This window comes from Ruegeria sp. CDSC085 (assembly GCF_059610465.1).
Window position 1 is genome coordinate 66,918 of sequence record NZ_JBXWNR010000003.1, and the last position, 18,557, is coordinate 85,474.

At 56.9% G+C, this 18,557-nt stretch carries 21 protein-coding genes; 8 read left to right on the forward strand and 13 right to left on the reverse strand.

What is annotated here, in order from left to right:
* Positions 1-42: 42 nt before the first annotated feature.
* From AC2FJB_RS06720 to AC2FJB_RS06735, 4 genes are all read right to left on the reverse strand, one after another.
* The gene (locus tag AC2FJB_RS06720) at positions 43-2,721 is read right to left on the reverse strand and encodes a sensor histidine kinase (RefSeq protein WP_117869633.1); all 2,679 of its coding nucleotides are present in this window, start codon (positions 2,719-2,721) and stop codon (positions 43-45) included.
* Positions 2,721-3,029 (reverse strand): hypothetical protein, encoded by a 309-nt coding sequence (locus tag AC2FJB_RS06725; RefSeq protein ID WP_496717670.1) that lies wholly within the window; start codon positions 3,027-3,029, stop codon positions 2,721-2,723. Before AC2FJB_RS06725 ends, AC2FJB_RS06720 begins: the two co-directional genes overlap by 1 nt.
* Positions 3,026-3,406: a response regulator transcription factor gene (locus AC2FJB_RS06730; RefSeq protein ID WP_117869634.1), complete on the reverse strand. Its 381-nt coding sequence runs from the start codon at positions 3,404-3,406 to the stop codon at positions 3,026-3,028. The genes AC2FJB_RS06725 and AC2FJB_RS06730 overlap by 4 nt, the downstream gene beginning before the upstream one ends.
* Positions 3,407-3,484: 78 nt before the next feature.
* Positions 3,485-4,777, reverse strand: coding sequence for a helix-turn-helix domain-containing protein (locus tag AC2FJB_RS06735; RefSeq protein WP_496683945.1), 1,293 nt, complete (start codon positions 4,775-4,777; stop codon positions 3,485-3,487).
* Between the two features lie 201 nt (positions 4,778-4,978).
* Here AC2FJB_RS06735 and AC2FJB_RS06740 point away from each other — a divergent pair, with 201 nt between their 5' ends.
* The 4 genes from AC2FJB_RS06740 (at position 4,979) to aat (ending at position 8,195) form a co-directional block, all read left to right on the forward strand.
* Positions 4,979-5,515, forward strand: coding sequence for a LuxR C-terminal-related transcriptional regulator (locus tag AC2FJB_RS06740; RefSeq protein WP_496683947.1), 537 nt, complete (start codon positions 4,979-4,981; stop codon positions 5,513-5,515).
* 151 nt (positions 5,516-5,666) lie between these two features.
* Positions 5,667-6,155 (forward strand): acetyl-CoA carboxylase biotin carboxyl carrier protein, encoded by a 489-nt coding sequence (gene accB / locus AC2FJB_RS06745; RefSeq protein ID WP_496717671.1) that lies wholly within the window; start codon positions 5,667-5,669, stop codon positions 6,153-6,155.
* Between the two features lie 9 nt (positions 6,156-6,164).
* On the forward strand, positions 6,165-7,514 hold the full coding sequence (accC, locus tag AC2FJB_RS06750; RefSeq protein WP_117869638.1) for an acetyl-CoA carboxylase biotin carboxylase subunit: 1,350 nt from the start codon (positions 6,165-6,167) through the stop codon (positions 7,512-7,514).
* A gap of 48 nt (positions 7,515-7,562) precedes the next feature.
* Positions 7,563-8,195 (forward strand): leucyl/phenylalanyl-tRNA--protein transferase, encoded by a 633-nt coding sequence (gene aat, locus AC2FJB_RS06755; RefSeq protein ID WP_496717672.1) that lies wholly within the window; start codon positions 7,563-7,565, stop codon positions 8,193-8,195.
* Here the strand turns inward: aat and AC2FJB_RS06760 are convergent.
* From AC2FJB_RS06760 to AC2FJB_RS06785, 6 genes are all read right to left on the reverse strand, one after another.
* Entirely contained in the window at positions 8,150-8,518 is a 369-nt protein-coding gene (locus AC2FJB_RS06760) for a DUF2155 domain-containing protein (protein WP_496717673.1), read from the reverse strand. The genes aat and AC2FJB_RS06760 overlap by 46 nt on opposite strands.
* On the reverse strand, positions 8,515-8,967 hold the full coding sequence (gene mlaD / locus AC2FJB_RS06765; RefSeq protein ID WP_117869641.1) for an outer membrane lipid asymmetry maintenance protein MlaD: 453 nt from the start codon (positions 8,965-8,967) through the stop codon (positions 8,515-8,517). Before mlaD ends, AC2FJB_RS06760 begins: the two co-directional genes overlap by 4 nt.
* Before the next feature lie 11 nt (positions 8,968-8,978).
* Entirely contained in the window at positions 8,979-9,362 is a 384-nt protein-coding gene (locus AC2FJB_RS06770) for an NADH:ubiquinone oxidoreductase subunit NDUFA12 (RefSeq protein ID WP_117869642.1), read from the reverse strand.
* Between the two features lie 79 nt (positions 9,363-9,441).
* Positions 9,442-9,804 carry a RidA family protein gene (locus tag AC2FJB_RS06775; RefSeq protein WP_117872810.1) on the reverse strand — a complete coding sequence of 121 codons (363 nt, stop codon included), beginning with the start codon at positions 9,802-9,804 and terminating at the stop codon, positions 9,442-9,444.
* A gap of 189 nt (positions 9,805-9,993) precedes the next feature.
* On the reverse strand, positions 9,994-11,262 hold the full coding sequence (gene clpX / locus AC2FJB_RS06780; RefSeq protein ID WP_117869643.1) for an ATP-dependent Clp protease ATP-binding subunit ClpX: 1,269 nt from the start codon (positions 11,260-11,262) through the stop codon (positions 9,994-9,996).
* Between the two features lie 131 nt (positions 11,263-11,393).
* Positions 11,394-12,026, reverse strand: a complete 633-nt coding sequence (locus AC2FJB_RS06785; RefSeq protein ID WP_117869644.1) for an ATP-dependent Clp protease proteolytic subunit — start codon at positions 12,024-12,026, stop codon at positions 11,394-11,396.
* 367 nt (positions 12,027-12,393) lie between these two features.
* Here AC2FJB_RS06785 and AC2FJB_RS06790 point away from each other — a divergent pair, with 367 nt between their 5' ends.
* The 3 genes from AC2FJB_RS06790 (at position 12,394) to AC2FJB_RS06800 (ending at position 14,178) form a co-directional block, all read left to right on the forward strand.
* On the forward strand, positions 12,394-12,735 hold the full coding sequence (locus tag AC2FJB_RS06790; RefSeq protein WP_496717675.1) for an ArsR/SmtB family transcription factor: 342 nt from the start codon (positions 12,394-12,396) through the stop codon (positions 12,733-12,735).
* Between the two features lie 61 nt (positions 12,736-12,796).
* Positions 12,797-12,934 carry an entericidin A/B family lipoprotein gene (locus AC2FJB_RS06795; RefSeq protein WP_117869646.1) on the forward strand — a complete coding sequence of 46 codons (138 nt, stop codon included), beginning with the start codon at positions 12,797-12,799 and terminating at the stop codon, positions 12,932-12,934.
* 827 nt (positions 12,935-13,761) lie between these two features.
* Positions 13,762-14,178: a type II toxin-antitoxin system Phd/YefM family antitoxin gene (locus tag AC2FJB_RS06800; RefSeq protein WP_496717676.1), complete on the forward strand. Its 417-nt coding sequence runs from the start codon at positions 13,762-13,764 to the stop codon at positions 14,176-14,178.
* Between the two features lie 100 nt (positions 14,179-14,278).
* On the opposite strand, the gene AC2FJB_RS06805 is transcribed toward AC2FJB_RS06800, so the two are convergent.
* Both AC2FJB_RS06805 and AC2FJB_RS06810 read right to left on the reverse strand, forming a co-directional pair.
* A complete protein-coding gene (locus AC2FJB_RS06805) occupies positions 14,279-14,728 on the reverse strand; it encodes a hypothetical protein (RefSeq protein ID WP_299639807.1) in 450 nt (149 codons plus the stop codon).
* Between the two features lie 107 nt (positions 14,729-14,835).
* On the reverse strand, positions 14,836-15,156 hold the full coding sequence (locus AC2FJB_RS06810) for a hypothetical protein (RefSeq protein WP_050603250.1): 321 nt from the start codon (positions 15,154-15,156) through the stop codon (positions 14,836-14,838).
* A gap of 690 nt (positions 15,157-15,846) precedes the next feature.
* Between AC2FJB_RS06810 and AC2FJB_RS06815 the strand changes: the two genes are divergently transcribed.
* Positions 15,847-16,560 (forward strand): class I SAM-dependent methyltransferase, encoded by a 714-nt coding sequence (locus AC2FJB_RS06815; protein WP_117869650.1) that lies wholly within the window; start codon positions 15,847-15,849, stop codon positions 16,558-16,560.
* A gap of 64 nt (positions 16,561-16,624) precedes the next feature.
* On the opposite strand, the gene lepA is transcribed toward AC2FJB_RS06815, so the two are convergent.
* Complete coding sequence (gene lepA / locus AC2FJB_RS06820) at positions 16,625-18,424, reverse strand: translation elongation factor 4 (RefSeq protein WP_496717677.1); 1,800 nt, start codon at positions 18,422-18,424, stop codon at positions 16,625-16,627.
* Between the last annotated feature and the right edge of the window lie 133 nt (positions 18,425-18,557).

The following is an 18,557-nucleotide window of genomic DNA, read 5'->3' on the forward strand; positions in this document are numbered from 1 at the left end:
TGGTTTACCCCGCCGAGCGTTACGAAGTTCTTTACGACGAGGTCATTGCGCAGCCTGCTGGAACGCCAAGGGCATGCTTACCCGGAATGCCGCGCCGCCCTGCCCGGGCAGATACGTGATCTCGCCGCCCAACCGCTGCATGATCTCTCGGCAAATCGCCAACCCCAAACCTGCACCCCCTGCCTTGTCGACCCCGACTCGGGCAAATTTCTCGAACACCATCGACCGCGCCCCGGGTGGAATGCCGCTGCCGTTATCGATGAAATCGATGATAACCCTCCCGCCGACGTCGTGGGCTGATATGACCAATACCGGTTCTTCCGCGTCACAGTATTTCTGCGCGTTCGAGATCAGATTGATGAACACCTGCCCCAACCGGTCCAGATCCGTATGAAGGGACATTCGCTCTGCCGTAAGAGTCCGCCGGACCGTGATTTTCCTTTCCGCTCCAGCCAGCGCACTGGACACTGCGCGGTCCAGAACCGAACGCAAACTGTCATCGCTGAGGTTCAGATTGACCTGCCCGTTTTCGAGCACGCTCAAGTCCAGCAGATCGTCGAGAAGCCGGGTCAGGCGCAAGGCCTCATCGTGAATGATTGCGGCATAGCGGGTCTGTTCCTCTCGGCTCAGGCCCTCTGTATCCCGCATGATCTCGGAAAAAGCTCGGATCGAGGTCATCGGCGTACGTAATTCGTGACTGACCTGACTCAGGAAGCTGTCTTTTTGCTCGGAAATCTGAGTGAGCTTGGTATTTGCTTCACGCAGCTGGCGCGCCGTGCGGGACAATTCGGACGACTTCTCTTCCAACTTCCCTGAGTACTCCAGGAGCTGCGCCGATTCATCCGCCACCGCAAGCAGGTCTTCAACCGAAACCGAAGACCCGCCCACGATCTGAGCGATCATCGCATGTGCCGTGGCGGTTCCGACCGACCCGCTCAACTCTCGCTCTAGACGGTTGAGGAAACCCGGGGTTGGTTCCGGCATGTGCGACCGGCCACCCTGTTTTTCAGCCTCAGCCTGGAAGAACTCCTGCGCCGGGGCGGTGCCCAGAATACGCTGAGTCATTATCATCAGGTCTTCGCTTTGCGCCACCGAACCGGACCAGCCGCCCGGTGAAACCGAATGATCGAAAACGTTGACGAACTGCGCGCCCTGCAAACGCTCCAGAGGGCTGGGAAAGCTCAGCAGAGACGCCACGCAAAATGCAATGGTATTGAGGGACAGAGACCACATCACGGTATGGACCATCGGGTCGATCCCTTCGATCCCGAACAGAGCATGAGGACGCAACCAGGCAAGACCGAACAGCCCATTCTGCATTACAGCCTCTGGCATCCACGGTGCGCCCATACCTGGCAACAACAGCGTATAAATCCACAATATGAAACCGACGCTCAGCCCGATCAGTGCCCCTGTACGGGTTGCTCCGCGCCAGAACAGCCCTCCGACCAAAGCAGGCAGAATCTGCGAGATGCCGGCAAAGGCAATCAATCCTATCGATGCCAGTGCCGCACCACCGCCGGACAACCGATAATAAAAGTAACCCAATGCCATGATCACGGCGATGGAAACACGGCGCGCTATCAAAACAATGCTTCGCACATCGCCCGAGACTGACCCTGTTCCTTCATGCGTGTTCAGCCATATCGGCATGACCACATGGTTCGACACCATCGTCGACAAGGCCATTGCGCTAACGATAACCATCGAAGTTGCGGACGAAAACCCACCGATAAAGGACAGCATCGCCAGCCAGTCATTACCCTGCGACAACGGTACGGTCAGCACGAACAGGTCGGGATTGGCCCCCTCTGGCAACAGATCCAGACCAACGACGGCAATTGGCACGACAAACAGGCTCATCAAAAGCAGGTAGAGCGGAAACGCCCAGGCAGCCGTTCTCAGATGACTTTCGTCATCGTTTTCAACCACCATCACCTGAAACATGCGCGGCAGACAGATAAAGGCCGCGGCGGACAGAAAAATGAAAGTCGTCCAGCGACCGGCATCGACATTCCACTGTCCGATTTCCGAGGCATCGATCTGTTCCATCATCGGGCCAACGCCACCAGCGATACCCCACACTACGAAAACGCCCACGGCGATAAGAGCAAACAGTTTGACCACGGCTTCAACGGCAATGGCCGTGACGACGCCGTGGTGACGCTCGTTCACGTCCAGATTGCGCGTACCGAAGAGAATTGCGAACACGGCCAGCCCCGCGGCGACCCAGAAAACGCTGGACCCTTCGCGATACAGGCCTGATGGATCGGCTTCGGCGAATATCGAAAATGACAGGGTAATCGATTGCAACTGGAGCGCGATGTAGGGCGTCCCGCCGAGCACGGCTAGAACGGTCACACACACGGCCAATGTGTTTGACTTGCCATAGCGTGACGACAGCAGGTCTGCGATGGAGGTCACCCGCTGACTACGTCCGACTCTCACCAGCTTGCGCAACCCCCACCACCAACTGACCATTACCAGAGTGGGGCCGAGATAGATGGTGACAAACTCCAAACCGGACCGCGCGGCATTGCCCACCGCGCCGTAAAATGTCCAGGCAGTGCAATAGATCGACAGTGACAACGTATATATCAGGGGAGACCGCAACCACGTTCCCCGCCGTGCTGCGGCCATCCGGTCAGCCGCGAAAGCTACCGCGAACAAGAAAACGACATAGGCAAGGCAGACCAGGATCAGCGTGTTAATGGTTGCCATCACTCAGCGTCCGCGTCTCGATCCTCGCGCGCGCCTAAACGGCGGGCAGCAATGCCAAAAACCAACCCGACCAGGATCAGCGCGCCCCAGCAGACAAAAATGTAATAAGTCGCTGAAGACAAAGGGACGGCCGCACCCCCACTGGATTGATCGGGCCACAGCAACGGAAGCGCCAGCAAAGCCGCCCCCAAAAAAGGTAGAAGCCGCGCTGCATCCGTTAGCCTGCGTCGGCGATAGCTTTGACGTTCGAGAAAAAGCGAGGGCCGTGTGACCTGTAGTTTATCCTTGTTGCCCTCGCCAGTCATCATATTCGCGTCGCCTGCGCGTGAAGATCGCGCACAGCCGTCAGAACTTCGGCATTGGAAAACGGTTTGGTCATGAAACGGCTGACACCTGCGTTTTCCGCCATTTCCCTGTCCCGCGATTGACCGCGCGCGGTCAGCATCAAAACCGGTAAACCTGCCAGTTCTTCCATCTCTCTGATGTCCCGCAGAATATCCATGCCGCTCTTACCCGGCAGCATGACGTCCAAAATGACCAGGTCGGGTTGTGCCCCCTGGATCACCTGAACCGCATCCGCTCCATCGCCATGCGTTTCGACCTGCCATCCCTCGCGGGTCAGCAGGAACCGGATTGCTTCGGCAATGTTCGGCTCGTCCTCGATCAACAGAACCTTGCGGCTCATATTTTCAGTTCCTCCCCAAGACCGTTCCTCCATCCCGAGACCGGTCCTTTTTAGACTAAGCCTTCTGCCGGGAAAGTGTCAAAAGCCTTCGCTCAAAATCGACGGCTCGCGGCGGGCCTTGCACGCATTGCTGGGACAGACGCGGCAGTTCGACCCGACCCGCGTAACCGGTGCATCACCTGTTGTTTCGTTGACCGAACGAACCAGCATAACCGAGCGGTAGGCGGGATTCTGATCATACCCCAATACAGCATAAGGCCAGGCATAGGCGAAGCATTCGAATTCAGCTGGTGTCCGGCCCATCTGGACAACTTGCTTGCGAACAGGAACAAGCGGACGACTCAAAGCCGAAAACAACGGCCATAGGGGGCAAACCTCACCATGCCTCGCCAACGCAAAACCCGGAATCGGCTTGATGAACAATATACTGCCGGACGCATCGCACAGCACCATACCAACAGGTTGCGGCAACACATCCTCGGGCAAAAATGCCAGTCGTCTGAGAATGGTGGCGACGTCTACGGAAAAACGGTGGGCCAACGCGATGGGATCCGCGTCGTCTTCTTGCAGACCCGATCTGAGTGCATCCAGCGGCAACACAGTTGCATCATCGCGATACATCTCCAGAATTTCACGCGCCACAATTCGGGCAGCCGACGTGTTGAGACTGCTCAGATCAACAGCATCCACGTCTTCCCCTTGTTCCAGTTCCGAAAAACTGTACCTACGGGATTCGAAGAAGGCTTCGACCTCTTCAAGCGGAACACCGCGCGGATCAACTGACGAATCACTTTCGTCCAGAAAGGTTACAAGCGCCTTGGAACTGCCGGCCAGTCGTTCTGCATCCTGATGCAAGTTTTTGTGAAATCGCTCCCGCCACTCGGCTTCGATGTCCTTTGTGTCTGCAAGAATTGCCGCTGTTGAACGAATCGCGGCCGCTGTGGACAGCACTTCGTGCATTGATGCCGCAAGATGAGGGTCATGCGTCAGGCGATCTGACAAGACCTCGACATTCCGCTCAAGCGAAACAACCCGGCGGTGCATCTGTGCAAGAACCCCGGCCCACCCGGGAAAACGCCCGGCGAATTCCTCCAGCCCGTCCACTTCGGCCTGCTGCCCGACGGCATCATCCGCCGCCTCCCGCAGGGCCGTCACAAGGGTTGCCTCAATCCCCTGGGTCAGGACAGAAGGTTCAACAGAGAGTGCAGACGCTATGTCCACCAGTAATTTGCCACCAATCCTTCGGCGGTTATGTTCGATCAGGTTCAGATAAGACGCCGATATCCCGGCCAGGCGCGCAAGTTCTGCCTGCCGAAGCCCGGCAATCTGCCGTCTTTCCCGGATGCGGCTTCCTGTCAACATATCGCGCATGATTGGCTTCTCCTGACCAGGGTTCGGTCGCCTGTTTTCAGAACATATCATGTGTTTCTGTAGTTTACCCACAAGTTTTCAAGTCGCATTTACACCCTTAACAAAAACCGCAACAACCATGACACATCAGCAGCGCATCAGCAGTCACAATAAACCGCATCTCCCCTTCAATTCCGCGTGGTTTCCCGGCACGATAGGCAAATGAGTGACCCCGCCTTTGAATATGCCCCGATCGGGTTGGTTGAGCTGGAAAACCGGATCATCAAACGCTGCAATCTGCAGTTCGCCCGCACTTTTGGTGGTGAAGAAACCGATTACCGCAACATGCCGTTGCTGCATCTTTACCCGTCGGTTGCTGATTGGGAGAGGATCGGAGAACGCAGCCTTCAAGTGATGCGTGACACCGGGTACTACACGGATGAGCGCGTCATGCGCCGACGCAATGGCGATCTGTTCTGGTGCCGCGCCCGTGGCCGTTCCTTGACACCGGATGACCCATTCCTGCATGGAATCTGGAGCTTTTCCGACATCTCGGAAGAACGTCCCCTTGTCGAATTGACCGTCCGAGAACGCGAAGTGGCGATCCTGTCCTGCCGCGGCCTGTCCGCCAAGGAAATCGGCGTGGAATTGGGGCTGAGCTACCGCACAATCGAAGCCTATCGCGCCCGCCTGCTTGAGAAATTCGGGGCTCGCAAATTACCTGAGCTGGTCGCCAAATTGTCAGGGATGCCTCTGTAACCTGTCCGCCCCTTTAAATTATACGAGATTCCCGCCTGTGATGGTGCGAGTCGATGCTTTTCATGCACCGCCGCTTAGCCTATAACCCTGCGTAATTTGATCAGAGCCCGCAAGAAACAGACGGGCCAAAGGGGAACCGTCGAGGATACTCATGACAGACACCAAACACGAAGCGGATGTGGCATTCATCAAAGCTCTGGCCGAGTTGCTGCGCGATAACGATCTGACCGAACTGCAGGTCAAGCGTGAGTATGGCGACGAAGACAGCCTGAACGTCCGCGTCAGCCGTATGACACAAGCCGCGGCCGCGCCAGTTCAGGTCGCCGCACCTGCAGCAGCACCCGCCCCTGCAGCGGCCCCCGTCGTGGCGGAAGCTTCTGGCGCTCAGGAAGATCCGGCCAGCCACCCCGGCGCTGTAACTTCCCCTATGGTTGGTACCGTCTACATGCAGCCCGAGCCCGGCGCACCTGCGTTCATTTCGGTCGGCGCTTCTGTTTCCGAAGGTGACACTCTTTTGATCGTCGAGGCAATGAAAACTATGAACCACATCCACGCACCCAAGTCGGGTACCATCAAGCGTGTTCTGGTCGGCGATGGCGACGCTGTGGAGTTCGGCACCCCTCTGGTCATTATCGAGTAAGGCGGGCCCATGTTCGACAAGATCCTGATTGCCAACCGAGGCGAGATCGCCCTGCGCGTCATCCGCGCCGCCCGCGAGATGGGGATTAAGACGGTTGCCGTCCACTCCACCGCGGATAGCGACGCGATGCATGTGCGCATGGCTGACGAATCGGTCTGCATCGGCCCCCCGCCCAGCCCCCAGAGTTACCTGTCAGTGCCCGCGATCATCTCGGCCTGTGAAATCACCGGTGCGCAGGCGATCCACCCCGGCTATGGCTTCCTGTCCGAGAATGCCGAGTTCGTGCAGATCGTCGAAGATCACGGCATTACTTTCATCGGCCCCACAGCGGAACATATCCGCGTCATGGGCGACAAGATTACAGCCAAGGACACGATGAAGGCTCTGGGCGTGCCCTGCGTTCCAGGATCTGATGGTGGCGTGCCTGATCTTGCGGCCGCCAAGAAGATCGGTGAGGAATTCGGCTACCCTGTCATCATCAAGGCCACTGCAGGTGGCGGCGGACGCGGCATGAAAGTCGCGATGAACGCGAATGAGATGGAAAGCGCGTTTATGACCGCGCGTGCCGAGGGCAAAGCCGCCTTTGGCAATGACGAGGTTTATATAGAGAAATACCTGACCACGCCGCGTCACATCGAGATTCAGGTCTTTGGCGACGGTAAAGGCAAGGCCGTTCATCTGGGCGAGCGTGACTGCTCTCTACAGCGGCGGCACCAGAAAGTATTCGAAGAGGCCCCAGGTCCCTCCATCACACCGGAAGAACGCGCCAAGATCGGCAAGGTCTGCGCCGACGCGGTCGCCAAGATCAACTATATCGGCGCCGGAACGATCGAGTTCCTGTATGAGAATGGCGAGTTCTATTTCATCGAGATGAACACCCGTCTTCAGGTGGAACACCCGGTAACCGAAGCTATTTTTGGCGTCGACCTGGTGCGCGAACAAATCCTTGTCGCCGCGGGTGAACCGATGTCGTTCGGTCAGGACGATCTGGAAATCAACGGCCACGCCATCGAGGTTCGGATCAACGCCGAAAAGCTTCCCAATTTCTCGCCCTGTCCCGGCAAGATTACCGCGTATCATGCGCCTGGTGGCTTGGGGGTTCGAATGGACTCGGCGCTCTATGACGGTTACTCGATTCCACCCTACTACGACTCTCTGATCGGCAAGCTGATCGTGCAGGGTCGCGACCGGGCAGAAGCGCTGGCCCGACTGGAACGCGCATTGGGAGAACTGATTGTCGACGGCATAGACACCACTGTCCCTCTGTTCCACGCCCTGTTGCAGGAACCCGATCTGCGCAGCGGCAACTATAACATCCACTGGCTGGAGCGCTGGCTTGCGGAGAATATGGAACAGTAGTCACCAAGGACCGGAGGGCCCGTACCCTCCGGTTGACTCATACCTGACATGAGCTTGTCCCCCGAACTTTTGCTGCATGGGTACTCCATCGGTATCTTTCCGATGGCCGAGCATCGCGATGACCCCGACCTGTTCTGGGTCGATCCCAAGTTCCGGGGCGTCTTTCCACTGGACGGATTTCACATATCCCGAAGCCTGGCACGCCGTATTCGAAACTGCGGGTTCGACATCTCAATCGACCAGGACTTTTCCGGCGTCGTCGACGGCTGCGCCGACAGGGCCGATACCTGGATCAACGCCCAGCTGCACGACCTTTACCGTCAGCTGCACCAAACCGGTCATGCGCATTCGTTGGAAGTCTGGGAAGGCACCGCGCTGGTGGGGGGCGTCTATGGCGTGACCCTGGGCGCGGCCTTCTTTGGCGAAAGCATGTTCTCAAGGCGCAAAGACGCCTCGAAAATCGCCCTCGCGTATCTTGTGGACCGTCTGCGGCAAACCGGGTTCCGTCTGTTTGACACGCAGTTTCTAACCGCACATCTGGCCTCTTTGGGGGCGATCGAAATTCCGCGCGGTGTCTACAAGAAAGAGCTGGAAGAAGCCCTGAACTTCAGCGCCGATTTCACAGCGCCGCTAAATCAGTTCGCAGCGAGTGTAATACACCGTATGACCCAAACGTCATAACGCGCGTGATCCAGCGCATTCAAAGCCGGGGACGTCGCGATCATCCAACCGTCAAACAGCTGATCGGCCTTTCCGCTCTCCCAGATGGTCAGATAGGCGAAAGCGTCACCCGTTGGATTGTCAACGGGATAACGGCAATCCCCCAAGGCGACATCCAGCCCAAAAACCGCTGCTGTCTCGCCGGTCTGCAATTCAACATCGACGGTCTGGCCATTCACCTTGTCGAGGCCCCGCAACAGTGCCCCGGGTCCAGACTGAACATTCTGCTGCGCGGCCGCACCAGTGCCGGAAAGCAACAAGGCAAGAAACGCGACGCGTATCATTCGCTGCCGTCTCCAGCGACAAACTTGACCAGAAGCGAGATCAGGCTGACCGCGCCCTGGGTATCCTCGATCTCATCGCCGGGATCAAAAAAGAACGGCGAGCCGCCGGGCATTACCTCGACGAAGTTTCCGCCCAGCAAACCTTCTGACGAAATGACAATGGCACTGTCGTCCGGCACGAGAATCCCGTCCGCAATCGTGAAGGTCGTGTCCGCCCGGTAGGTATCCGGGTTGAGGTTGACACCCGTCACGGTTCCGATTTTGACACCGGCAAGGCGAACATCCGTGCCGACGCCTACCCCTTCCAGAGATCTGAACGACGCGCCCAGTTCGTATCCAGCGGTACCTTGCGACAAGCCCGTCGATTGACTGGCATAAACGCCAAATGCCACGGCACCGGCCAATACGACGCCGCCGACAAGAATTTCGGTCCAGTTATGGGTCGACATTTTTGCCTCGTCTATTCTGGGCTCCAGGCCTCATAGTCCCTACGCTCCATCGGTTCTGCACGACGCAGAGACCCGGCAGGAGTATAGGCCAGCGCGGTGCCGGTCAGGTTTTCCTGATGTGGTTTTTCCCAGGATTTATGCGGCAGCGGTTTATCCGTCGGAGGCTCGTCCCAAGTGCGATGCAACCAACCATGCCATTCAGGATCAACCCGGCTGGCTTCGGCCTCACCATTAAAAATAACCCAACGCCTGCTGTCGTCGGCATTGCGGTAAAACACGTTGCCTTCATTGTCTTCGCCCACTTTCACGCCCTTGCGCGCAGTATAGATCTGAGTGTTCAAAGTCGACCCATTCCACCAGGTCACAGCTCGCAAAAGACTGTTCAGGATTCCCATCGGGTGCCTCCGGCATTTCGTCGAAGAAAGGTATGGACCAAAGGCCCGCCAAGGTCCAGTGCCCCTGATACCACCTGCGTCACTCCGACAGAAAGGCGGTCACTTCGATCTCGATCCTGTATTTCGGATCAATCAAACCGCATTCGATCATTGTCGCCACCGGAGGATTGGCTCCGAAAGTTTCGGCCAGGATCGGCCAGCACGGCTCAAACTCACTGCGATCGGGTAACATGTAAGTGACCCGAACCACATCGTGAAAGCCTGCGCCAGCCTCTGCCAAAGCCTTCTCAATTGTCGCGAGGGCTGATCGGCACTGTTCAACCGCGTCTTCACCCTGCCCGACGGTACCGGCGACGTGAACCCATCCGCCTGCGATCACTGCACGGCAGTACCCGACTTTTGCTTCGAACTCACCACCAGAGGGAATGCGTTTAAGCGTCATGACCATTCACCTTACCCGCTTGGGAAACCGCCGGAGTTGTACATACTTGCACGCGCAAACCTTCCAGGTGGAAATCCCCGGCTTCTTTTGGCTGGGAGTACCGCGGGGGAAGTTCTCATTTGGTGGCGGGGGCAGAGCCCCCTCAACCGATTCAGCACACCGAACCACAGCCGCGATCGATGACCGATTTTATCCGGCCGATGCCGACTCCGGTGCAGCGTCGGTATAGATGAACAGAGGTTGCGAGTCAGAGATGACCGCCTCTTCGTTCACAACAACTTCGCTGACATTCTTCATACCAGGCAGTTCGAACATGGTATCCAGCAGAATATCTTCCAGGATCGACCGCAGACCCCGCGCACCGGTTTTGCGCTCGATGGCCTTTTTGGCGATTGCCTTCAGGGCGTCATCCGTAAAGGCCAGTTCAACATCCTCCAGTTCGAACAGACGCTGGTATTGCTTGACCAATGCGTTCTTGGGCTTGGTCAGGATAGTCACCAGCGCGTCTTCATCCAGGTCCTCAAGCGTCGCCAGAACCGGCAGACGACCGACGAATTCCGGGATCAGGCCGAATTTCAGCAGATCCTCGGGCTCCAGTTCCTTGAATATCTCGCCGACACCGCGGTCATCATTGTCGCGCACATCGGCGCCAAAACCCATGGCCGAACCTTTGCCGCGTTGCGCGATGATCTTGTCCAAACCCGCGAATGCGCCGCCACAGATGAACAGAATGTTCGTCGTGTCCACTTGCAAGAATTCCTGCTGGGGATGCTTGCGGCCACCCTGTGGGGGGACGCTGGCCACTGTCCCTTCCATCAGTTTCAGCAAAGCCTGCTGCACGCCCTCACCCGACACGTCGCGCGTGATCGAAGGGTTCTCGGACTTGCGGGTAATCTTGTCAACCTCGTCGATATAGACGATGCCACGCTGTGCACGTTCGACGTTGTACTCACTGGCCTGAAGCAGCTTGAGGATGATGTTTTCGACATCCTCGCCCACATACCCGGCTTCGGTCAGCGTAGTCGCGTCCGCCATGGTAAACGGGACGTCCAGAATGCGCGCCAGTGTCTGCGCCAGCAGCGTTTTACCACAACCGGTCGGGCCGATCAGCAGGATATTCGACTTCGACAGTTCGATATCGCTGCCCGCTTTCTGAGCATGGTTCAAACGCTTATAATGGTTATGAACGGCAACCGACAGAACCCTCTTTGCGGTGGCCTGACCGATTACATAATCGTCCAGTACTTCGCAAATATCCTTGGGCGTCGGAACACCGTCAGAAGACTTCAGCCCGCTGGCCTTGGTCTCCTCGCGGATGATGTCCATGCACAGCTCAACACATTCATCACAGATGAAAACCGTGGGACCTGCGATCAGCTTACGGACTTCATGCTGGCTTTTGCCGCAGAAGCTGCAGTAGAGCGTGTTTTTCCCATCGCCGCCTGAATTCGTCGCCATGATCTACCTTTCGGGCTTCGTCCCTGCACCCCTTTTCGGGGGCGCTTACACCTGTGTGTGCAGCTTAGGCCAGCACTCTGGCGGCTACAATCTCAAAATGACCCCCGCGCCGGTGACGCGGGGTATTGGCCTCAGGCCTCTTCCGTGTCCATTTTCGCTCGGTTTTCGACAATCTCGTCGATGTGACCCCATTCCTTGGCCTCTTCAGGGCTCATGAAATTGTCACGGTCCAGCGCTTTTTCGACTGCCTTTTTCGTCTGTCCGGTGTGACGTACGTAGATGTCATACAGGCGATCCTTCAGCTTCTGCGTTTCAGCCGCGTGAATCATGATGTCACTGGCCTGGCCCTGGTATCCGCCGCTGGGCTGGTGCACCATGATGCGGCTGTTGGGCAGTGAAAAGCGCATTCCCTTCTCGCCCCCGGCCAACAGAACCGACCCCATCGAGGCCGCCTGACCGATAACCAATGTGGAACATTTCGGCTTGATGTATTGCATTGTGTCGTAAATCGACAAACCGCTGGTCACCACTCCGCCAGGCGAGTTGATGTAGATCGAGATTTCCTTGTTCGGGTTTTCCGCCTCGAGGTGCAGCAATTGCGCCACAACAAGATGGCTCATCCCATCATGGATCGGTCCGTTGATGAATATGATCCGCTCTTTCAGCAGGCGGGAGAAAATATCATAGGCGCGCTCGCCCCGGCTGGTCTGCTCAACGACCATGGGGACAAGTGTATTCATGTAGGTTTCTACGGGATCGAACATTCGTAACCTGCCTGTTTAGCTATGGATCGGGACAATATCCCAACAAGTGTTACCTGAGTCTTAGTGTCGGCTAAGGGGGGCTGCAAGGGGGGGCAAGTGAGAACGCTGACCGAATGTTGATCGTGATCAATCCTCAAAGCGAACCATCTGTTGTTTCCCGGGCTGATCCGCAGATCGCCTTCAGTTGAATTGCATGCACTTTGCGTTTCGGGAACATTCAATCCGAACTCCCCTTTCACACATCACGCTATTTTGATTCATACATATAGAAATGAATGTACGAAACGTGTACTGAAGGGCTCACTCTCACACCTCTTTACGTAACGGAAACACCGCCCGGCCAACGGGTTTGCAAGGAACACAATCGATGGCAATTCCCCAGCTATCCCAAGACATGTCACAAGAAGATTTTGACCGCATGGTCTCAAACGCGACGCGCGCATCCAATTTCCTCAAGGCTATTAGCCACAAAGGCAGATTGATGATCCTGTGTCACCTTGTGTCCGGTGAAAAATCTGTCACGGAACTGGAAGAGCTGCTGTCCGCCAGGCAAGCCGCTGTTTCGCAACAGCTTTCCCGCCTGCGACTTGAAGGTCTGGTGACACCTCGCAGGGAAGGTAAGGCCATCTATTATCGTCTGGCGGATGAACGTCCGCGCCGCATGCTCGAAGTCGTTTACGAACTTTTCTGCGGCGAGGCCCCAGCCTAAGAACTGGCTCCGCCTGAAGAAAGGTGCTACCGAAAAATGATCGAGCACTAAGGAGACGAATATGATCCGCGTAATTCTGATTGGCCTGAGTCTGTTTGCACTGACCGCCTGCGAAACTGCAAAAGGCGCCGGCAAGGACATCGAAAAAGCCGGAGATGCCATCCAGGGCGCAGCAACCGACGTTCAGGAAAGCCTGTAGCACACCTTATTTTGCGCCACGCGCGGAACCAGTATCAATATATGGTTGAAAGACGCACCAGGCCGCAGTAACCTATCCTCACAGGTGCATAGACGCGGCACTGCAACATCTGACGCTAAATCGGGGCTCTTTTGCACACGCAGAAGAGCCCCGGTCCCTTTCGGCAGGGGTGAGTGGTAGCCTGTATGAAACCGAAATCGGCAAAGGAAAAGGCGTCAGGTGCGCAGACGCGGTCTTTGCATGCATCCTTTCGGATACTCCTGACGCCTTACCGGTTCGATGCGTCCCGAAGGGCACCCCGATCCAGTTGCCCCAGCCCCCTAAGAGACTGCGACTGCTGCTTTGCGCCCGAAGGAACATCACAGCGTGCATCGGCCTTTTGAGAAGGTAGCCATCCGAGTAGGGTACGAAACCCGCATGCGGCTGATCACCCACCGGTAAGCCATTGCAGTTCAACGCAAATCCTAAGATCCGGTCTCTCTGCCAAGACCCCCGGGCCTTTGCGTCCCACCTTCGGTTCCGAAGAACCTGTGTGGTGTTCAGACTGTTGCATTACGTCTTGTATCCGACAAGAAAATAGCACTGCAGCATGAAAATTAGACGGGGATAAACTGTTAGTATCTGACGGGAAATCTTTGTGGATAATCCGAGAAATCTCGAATCCACGCATGTTTGAACCGGGACATGTTCAGACTTGATCCAGGCCCCCATTTTCGCCCTATGCTGCAGGCGCAAAGGCTGCCGCACGCTCCATTAGGTGAAAATTGCACGGTTTGTACAACTCTCGGACCACCAATCTTTCGAATCGTACATACGGAGATTCGCCGATGCGTTGCACCATTTCCCACGCGCGCGCCAATTTGGGCGCTCTGGTCACCCGCGCACAGGACCCGCGCGAAGTAATCATACTGACCCGGCACGGCAAACCACTGGCCGCTCTGGTTTCGATCGTCGAGGCGAACCGGATCTGGCATTTGCAGGATGATGACGAGATCGGGTGGAAGCACCCGCTGTCTGGCATTCGCGGGATGTGGTCGCGGGGACGCAACATCCCCGGAATGGAGCCGGGACCGGACGGCAGCTATGTCACCGCGCGCGAGGCCGCGCTGAAGGTTCGCGAGATCCAGATGACCCGCGCCGAGGAATGCCGCATTCTAGCGCGGGGCGGTGTGGATCCTGTCGAGGGCGGTGAGTTGGCCGCCCGGCCCGTCTCCTCGCGGTGGAGACGATGGTTCCGTTTTTGAGAAGCGGTCCGACCCGCGTGTGGCAACCTACTAACCTCCGCCGCAGTCAATATCGCATCAGCGGTACTTACCCCCTACAATCGCCCGGGCCGGACACGCTTCAGTTCACCTGACGTTCCAGAACGGTGCTGTAGGTCGTTCCGTTCCGCAGGCTACGGAAATCCGCAAAGATCTTCCCCTCCTCATACCGCGCATCGATCAGCGCATTGGCCCCGATCAGCAGAGGTGAGGTCTCGACGATGCCGATGCTGCCCGACCCATCGATGCTGATGGTGCCGGTGGCCTCGTACTCATTCCAGTCGGTATCGCCATCGCGACGCCATTTGCTGTGCCCCCAGAAAACGTTGCCGTCCTGAAGCTGCACATCCAGCATCCATTCGGCCTGATTGAACCGGGGCTGATCGCCTTTGTAGTAATGGCTGGGCTGGACGGTCGTGTAGGACCCCAGCCATGTGCCGCGCAGGTCGGGCGTGGTATCGGCCAGCGCGGCCGTTCCAAGGGCGAGGGTCGTGGCCAAAGCGGCTGCTCCGGCAGTCATGTATCTGGTCATGGGCTCTCTCCTGTTCGTCTGGTCAACAGATTGGGAGCGCACGCACCGGTTGCAACTTACCTAAGGGAAACTTCATGATTGGTTCACCGGGGGCTTAGAATGGGGCTTCAGGCCCAGGCCAGAGCCGTCCCGACAATGACCAGCGCGATGCCGATCCCCTCGCGATAGGAAAAGTTCTCGCCAAACAGGAAATACGAGGCGATGGCGATCAGCACGACCTCGGCCCCCAGAATGCCGGTATAGATGATGCCCAACCGTTCGTTGCGCAGCGCGGCAAGTTCCAGCGTTGCGGCCGCCAGCAACGTGGCGACGATCAGAAGGGTCAGACCAACACCGGGGAGCTTCCACCAGAACTTCATCGAAATCATGGCAACGGAATAAAGACCCGCCGACCCAAGGGCGATGAGGGGGATCATGGATGTAGACATCTGCGCCTCCTGCCGAGGTTGCCGTTGGGTCAAGTGTAGCAGGAGGGTGCGGTTGGGGCTGTGAGGTTGGTCACAGGTGTTAGATGGACAACTGATACGATGCTATTTAAACGTTCGAATTAGATAAAAGACTATGTGAAACATGCTGTAGAATCCCCAACCACCAAAAATAAGAAACAGCACCCAACCAGGGTTAAACTCCTGCTGATCAAAGGCGCGGAAAGTGTGGTCCATAGTGCTTTGCAAAACAAAGTATGAAAAATATGTCAGGCCAATCGTCGCGACGGGCCAGCGCTCCAAGATAGTTCTATAGTTCATTGCCATTGCAACAACCTAACGAGGTGATCTGTCAGCGGCTAGTCACAGAAATCCAAGTGATGAGGGCAGCGCCGGCCCGAGGGGGTGAGCGGCGTCTCGGAATTCGTCCAGTGGACGAATTCAGCCGCGAACGGGCAGAGCCCAAGGGCGCAAACGCACCACCCGTTTTTTTCGAAGGTAAACCCTGAGGTTGACGCAGGAAGGTCATCCCAAAGGCAGGCACTCGTGTTTTTACGTCACTGACGGAACTCACTTTAGGCCCACAAAACGAGAACACTTGTTCTTCGCTTCAAAGGTTTACTTTCCATCGCTTCAACAGTTTAACGAAAACCTCGCGTGTAATGGAGCTAAAGGGTTTCGAGGAAAAGTACTGTGTCTTCCAACTTCCATCCTTCAGATTATGACGATCTCTTGTCCTCAGCACAGTGGAACGAAAACTTGCGCGACCTCAATCAGTATGTCGCACATTCGCTTGAACAAGTGGGTGAACCACCTGCGCTAAATGGCAATCTGTTCTACGAACACCGCGCGACGGGTTTTCAAACACAGCCATTTATTGAAAGATTCGAACCCAAACGAAGAAATTTCTTTGAGTTGGCCCGACGCTCGACACGTCTGTTCGAAATAGGCGTGAATGCGGGCCACAGCATGTTGTTGGCGCTTATGGCCAACCCTGAAATCAAGTGCGTCGGCGTGGATGTCTGCCAGAGATTGAACCGCCGGTGGGCCCGCGTGGACATTTACGTACCGGCAGCATTCAACTGGCTAAGGTACAAGTTTCCTGACCGGGTTGAGCTGATAAAAGGAAACTCTCTGATCGAAGCTCCGGCATACGCCCTGAGGCACCCTGATGCGAAAATCGATTTCCTGCACCTGGACGGCGCCAAAGACACGCACCTCAGAGAGGTTCTGGCGCTACACGCTCTTATGCCGTCCGGTGCATTCATCGTGCATGACGATTCCAACCTCAGACCGGTTCGAATTGCAGACAGACAGTTGAGGCGTCTAAACTTTTCCAAGCCGATTGACTACAGCGAATTCGGCCTGACGGACTGCGAATTCCATTTGGTTCGAGCCGCCACCTGATCAGGTGGCATCAAGCTCGAACCCAAAAAGAAAGCCTGTCAGTGACTGTTCAAAACGGACAGCTTTAGCTGTCCATCTTCAGCGCTGAAATAAACGCCTCCTGCGGGATATCGACCTTCCCGAACTGGCGCATTTTCTTCTTACCCGCCTTCTGCTTGTCCAGCAGCTTGCGTTTCCGCGTGGCGTCGCCGCCGTAGCATTTGGCGGTCACGTCCTTGCGTAAGGCAGACAGGGTCTCGCGCGCGATGACCTTGCCTCCGATGGCGGCCTGGATCGGGATTTTGAACATGTGGCGCGGGATCAGGTCTTTCAGCTTTTCGCACATCGCCCGGCCCCGCATCTCGGCCCGGTCACGGTGAACCATGGTCGACAGCGCGTCAACGGGTTCATCATTCACCAGTACCGACATCTTGACCAGGTTGTCTTCGGTATAGCCTGTCATCTGATAATCAAACGACGCATAGCCCTTGGTCACCGATTTCAGGCGGTCGTAGAAATCAAAAACAACCTCGTTCAGCGGCAGGTCATAGACGACCATGGCGCGCGAACCCGCATAGGTCAGGTCCAGCTGGATACCGCGGCGGTCCTGACACAGTTTCAGCACGTCGCCCAGGAATTCGTCGGGCACCAGAATGGTCGCCTTGATGCGCGGTTCCTCGATATGGTCGACCTTGGACGGGTCGGGCATGTCGGCGGGGTTGTGCAGATCGATCATCTCGCCGTCTTTCATGTAGACGTGATAGATCACCGACGGCGCGGTGGTGATGAGCTCGATATCATATTCACGTTCGATACGGTCGCGGATCACCTCAAGGTGCAGCAGGCCCAGGAAGCCGCAGCGGAAGCCAAAGCCAAGCGCTGCCGAGGTTTCCATTTCAAAGCTGAAGCTGGCGTCGTTCAGCGCCAGTTTGTCAATCGCATCGCGCAGGTCTTCGAATTCGGAACTGTCGACGGGGAACAGGCCACAGAACACCACCGGCTGCGCGGGTTTGAAGCCTGTCAGGGCCTCTTCCGTGCCGTTGCGGTCATTGGTGATGGTGTCACCGACGCGGGTGTCGCGAACCTGCTTGATCGAGGCTGTCAGGAATCCGATCTCACCGGGGCCTAACGAGTCGACCATCTCCATCTCGGGGCGGAAGACGCCGACGCGGTCGACATGGTGCAGGGTGTTGTTCGACATGAACTTGACCCGCATACCCTTTTTCAGCGTGCCGTCCATGATGCGGACCAGAACGATGACGCCGAGATAAGCGTCGTACCACGAATCCACCAGCATCGCCTTGAGCGGCGCGTCCAGATTGCCCTGCGGCGCGGGCAGATGGGTGACGATGGCTTCAAGCGTCTCGTGAATGCCCTGCCCCGTCTTGGCGCTGACCTGAATGGCGTCGGTCGCGTCGATGCCGATCACATCCTCGATCTGCTCGGCCACGCGGTCACAGTCGGACGCGGGCAGGTCGATCTTGTTCAGAACCGGCACGATCTCATGATCGGCATCGATGGCCTGATACACGTTCGCCAGCGTCTGAGCCTCGACCCCTTGGGTGGAATCCACAACCAGCAGAGACCCTTCGACCGCGCGCATGGACCGGCTAACCTCATAGGCAAAGTCCACGTGGCCGGGGGTGTCGATCAGGTTCAGCACGTACTGCTCGCCATTGTCGGCGGTATAGTCGATGCGGACCGTGTTGGCCTTGATGGTGATACCGCGTTCCCGCTCGATATCCATGCTGTCGAGCAGCTGTTCCTTCATGTCGCGATCCTTGACCGTTCCGGTCTCTTGGATGAGCCGGTCAGCAAGGGTGGATTTGCCATGGTCGATATGCGCGACGATGGAGAAATTGCGGATATGAGCGAGGTCTGTCATGGAGTGGGATATGTCGGGAGTTTTGTCCCTCGTCAAGCGTTGAAGCGTTGCAAAAAAGGTCCCACCCGCGCCTTTCTGTTCAGTGGCATTTACCCGAATTCAGCGAATAGTTAAGATGATCGCATCATCTGGC

Bases quoted from the DNA above. Each gene is read 5' to 3' on its own strand.
- AC2FJB_RS06730 (WP_117869634.1), bottom strand. From the start codon at position 3,406: ATGAGCCGCAAGGTTCTGTTGATCGAGGACGAGCCGAACATTGCCGAA.
- AC2FJB_RS06770 (WP_117869642.1), bottom strand. From the start codon at position 9,362: ATGGGAATCCTGAACAGTCTTTTGCGAGCTGTGACCTGGTGGAATGGG.
- accB (WP_496717671.1), top strand. From the start codon at position 5,667: ATGACAGACACCAAACACGAAGCGGATGTGGCATTCATCAAAGCTCTG.
- AC2FJB_RS06805 (WP_299639807.1), bottom strand. From the start codon at position 14,728: ATGACCAGATACATGACTGCCGGAGCAGCCGCTTTGGCCACGACCCTC.
- AC2FJB_RS06740 (WP_496683947.1), top strand. From the start codon at position 4,979: ATGAGTGACCCCGCCTTTGAATATGCCCCGATCGGGTTGGTTGAGCTG.
- clpX (WP_117869643.1), bottom strand. From the start codon at position 11,262: ATGGCGACGAATTCAGGCGGCGATGGGAAAAACACGCTCTACTGCAGC.
- AC2FJB_RS06800 (WP_496717676.1), top strand. From the start codon at position 13,762: ATGCGTTGCACCATTTCCCACGCGCGCGCCAATTTGGGCGCTCTGGTC.
- AC2FJB_RS06790 (WP_496717675.1), top strand. From the start codon at position 12,394: ATGGCAATTCCCCAGCTATCCCAAGACATGTCACAAGAAGATTTTGAC.
- AC2FJB_RS06760 (WP_496717673.1), bottom strand. From the start codon at position 8,518: ATGATACGCGTCGCGTTTCTTGCCTTGTTGCTTTCCGGCACTGGTGCG.
- AC2FJB_RS06810 (WP_050603250.1), bottom strand. From the start codon at position 15,156: ATGTCTACATCCATGATCCCCCTCATCGCCCTTGGGTCGGCGGGTCTT.
- AC2FJB_RS06785 (WP_117869644.1), bottom strand. From the start codon at position 12,026: ATGTTCGATCCCGTAGAAACCTACATGAATACACTTGTCCCCATGGTC.
- mlaD (WP_117869641.1), bottom strand. From the start codon at position 8,967: ATGTCGACCCATAACTGGACCGAAATTCTTGTCGGCGGCGTCGTATTG.
- AC2FJB_RS06775 (WP_117872810.1), bottom strand. From the start codon at position 9,804: ATGACGCTTAAACGCATTCCCTCTGGTGGTGAGTTCGAAGCAAAAGTC.
- aat (WP_496717672.1), top strand. From the start codon at position 7,563: ATGAGCTTGTCCCCCGAACTTTTGCTGCATGGGTACTCCATCGGTATC.
- AC2FJB_RS06720 (WP_117869633.1), bottom strand. From the start codon at position 2,721: ATGGCAACCATTAACACGCTGATCCTGGTCTGCCTTGCCTATGTCGTT.
- lepA (WP_496717677.1), bottom strand. From the start codon at position 18,424: ATGACAGACCTCGCTCATATCCGCAATTTCTCCATCGTCGCGCATATC.
- AC2FJB_RS06725 (WP_496717670.1), bottom strand. From the start codon at position 3,029: ATGATGACTGGCGAGGGCAACAAGGATAAACTACAGGTCACACGGCCC.
- AC2FJB_RS06735 (WP_496683945.1), bottom strand. From the start codon at position 4,777: ATGCGCGATATGTTGACAGGAAGCCGCATCCGGGAAAGACGGCAGATT.
- AC2FJB_RS06795 (WP_117869646.1), top strand. From the start codon at position 12,797: ATGATCCGCGTAATTCTGATTGGCCTGAGTCTGTTTGCACTGACCGCC.
- accC (WP_117869638.1), top strand. From the start codon at position 6,165: ATGTTCGACAAGATCCTGATTGCCAACCGAGGCGAGATCGCCCTGCGC.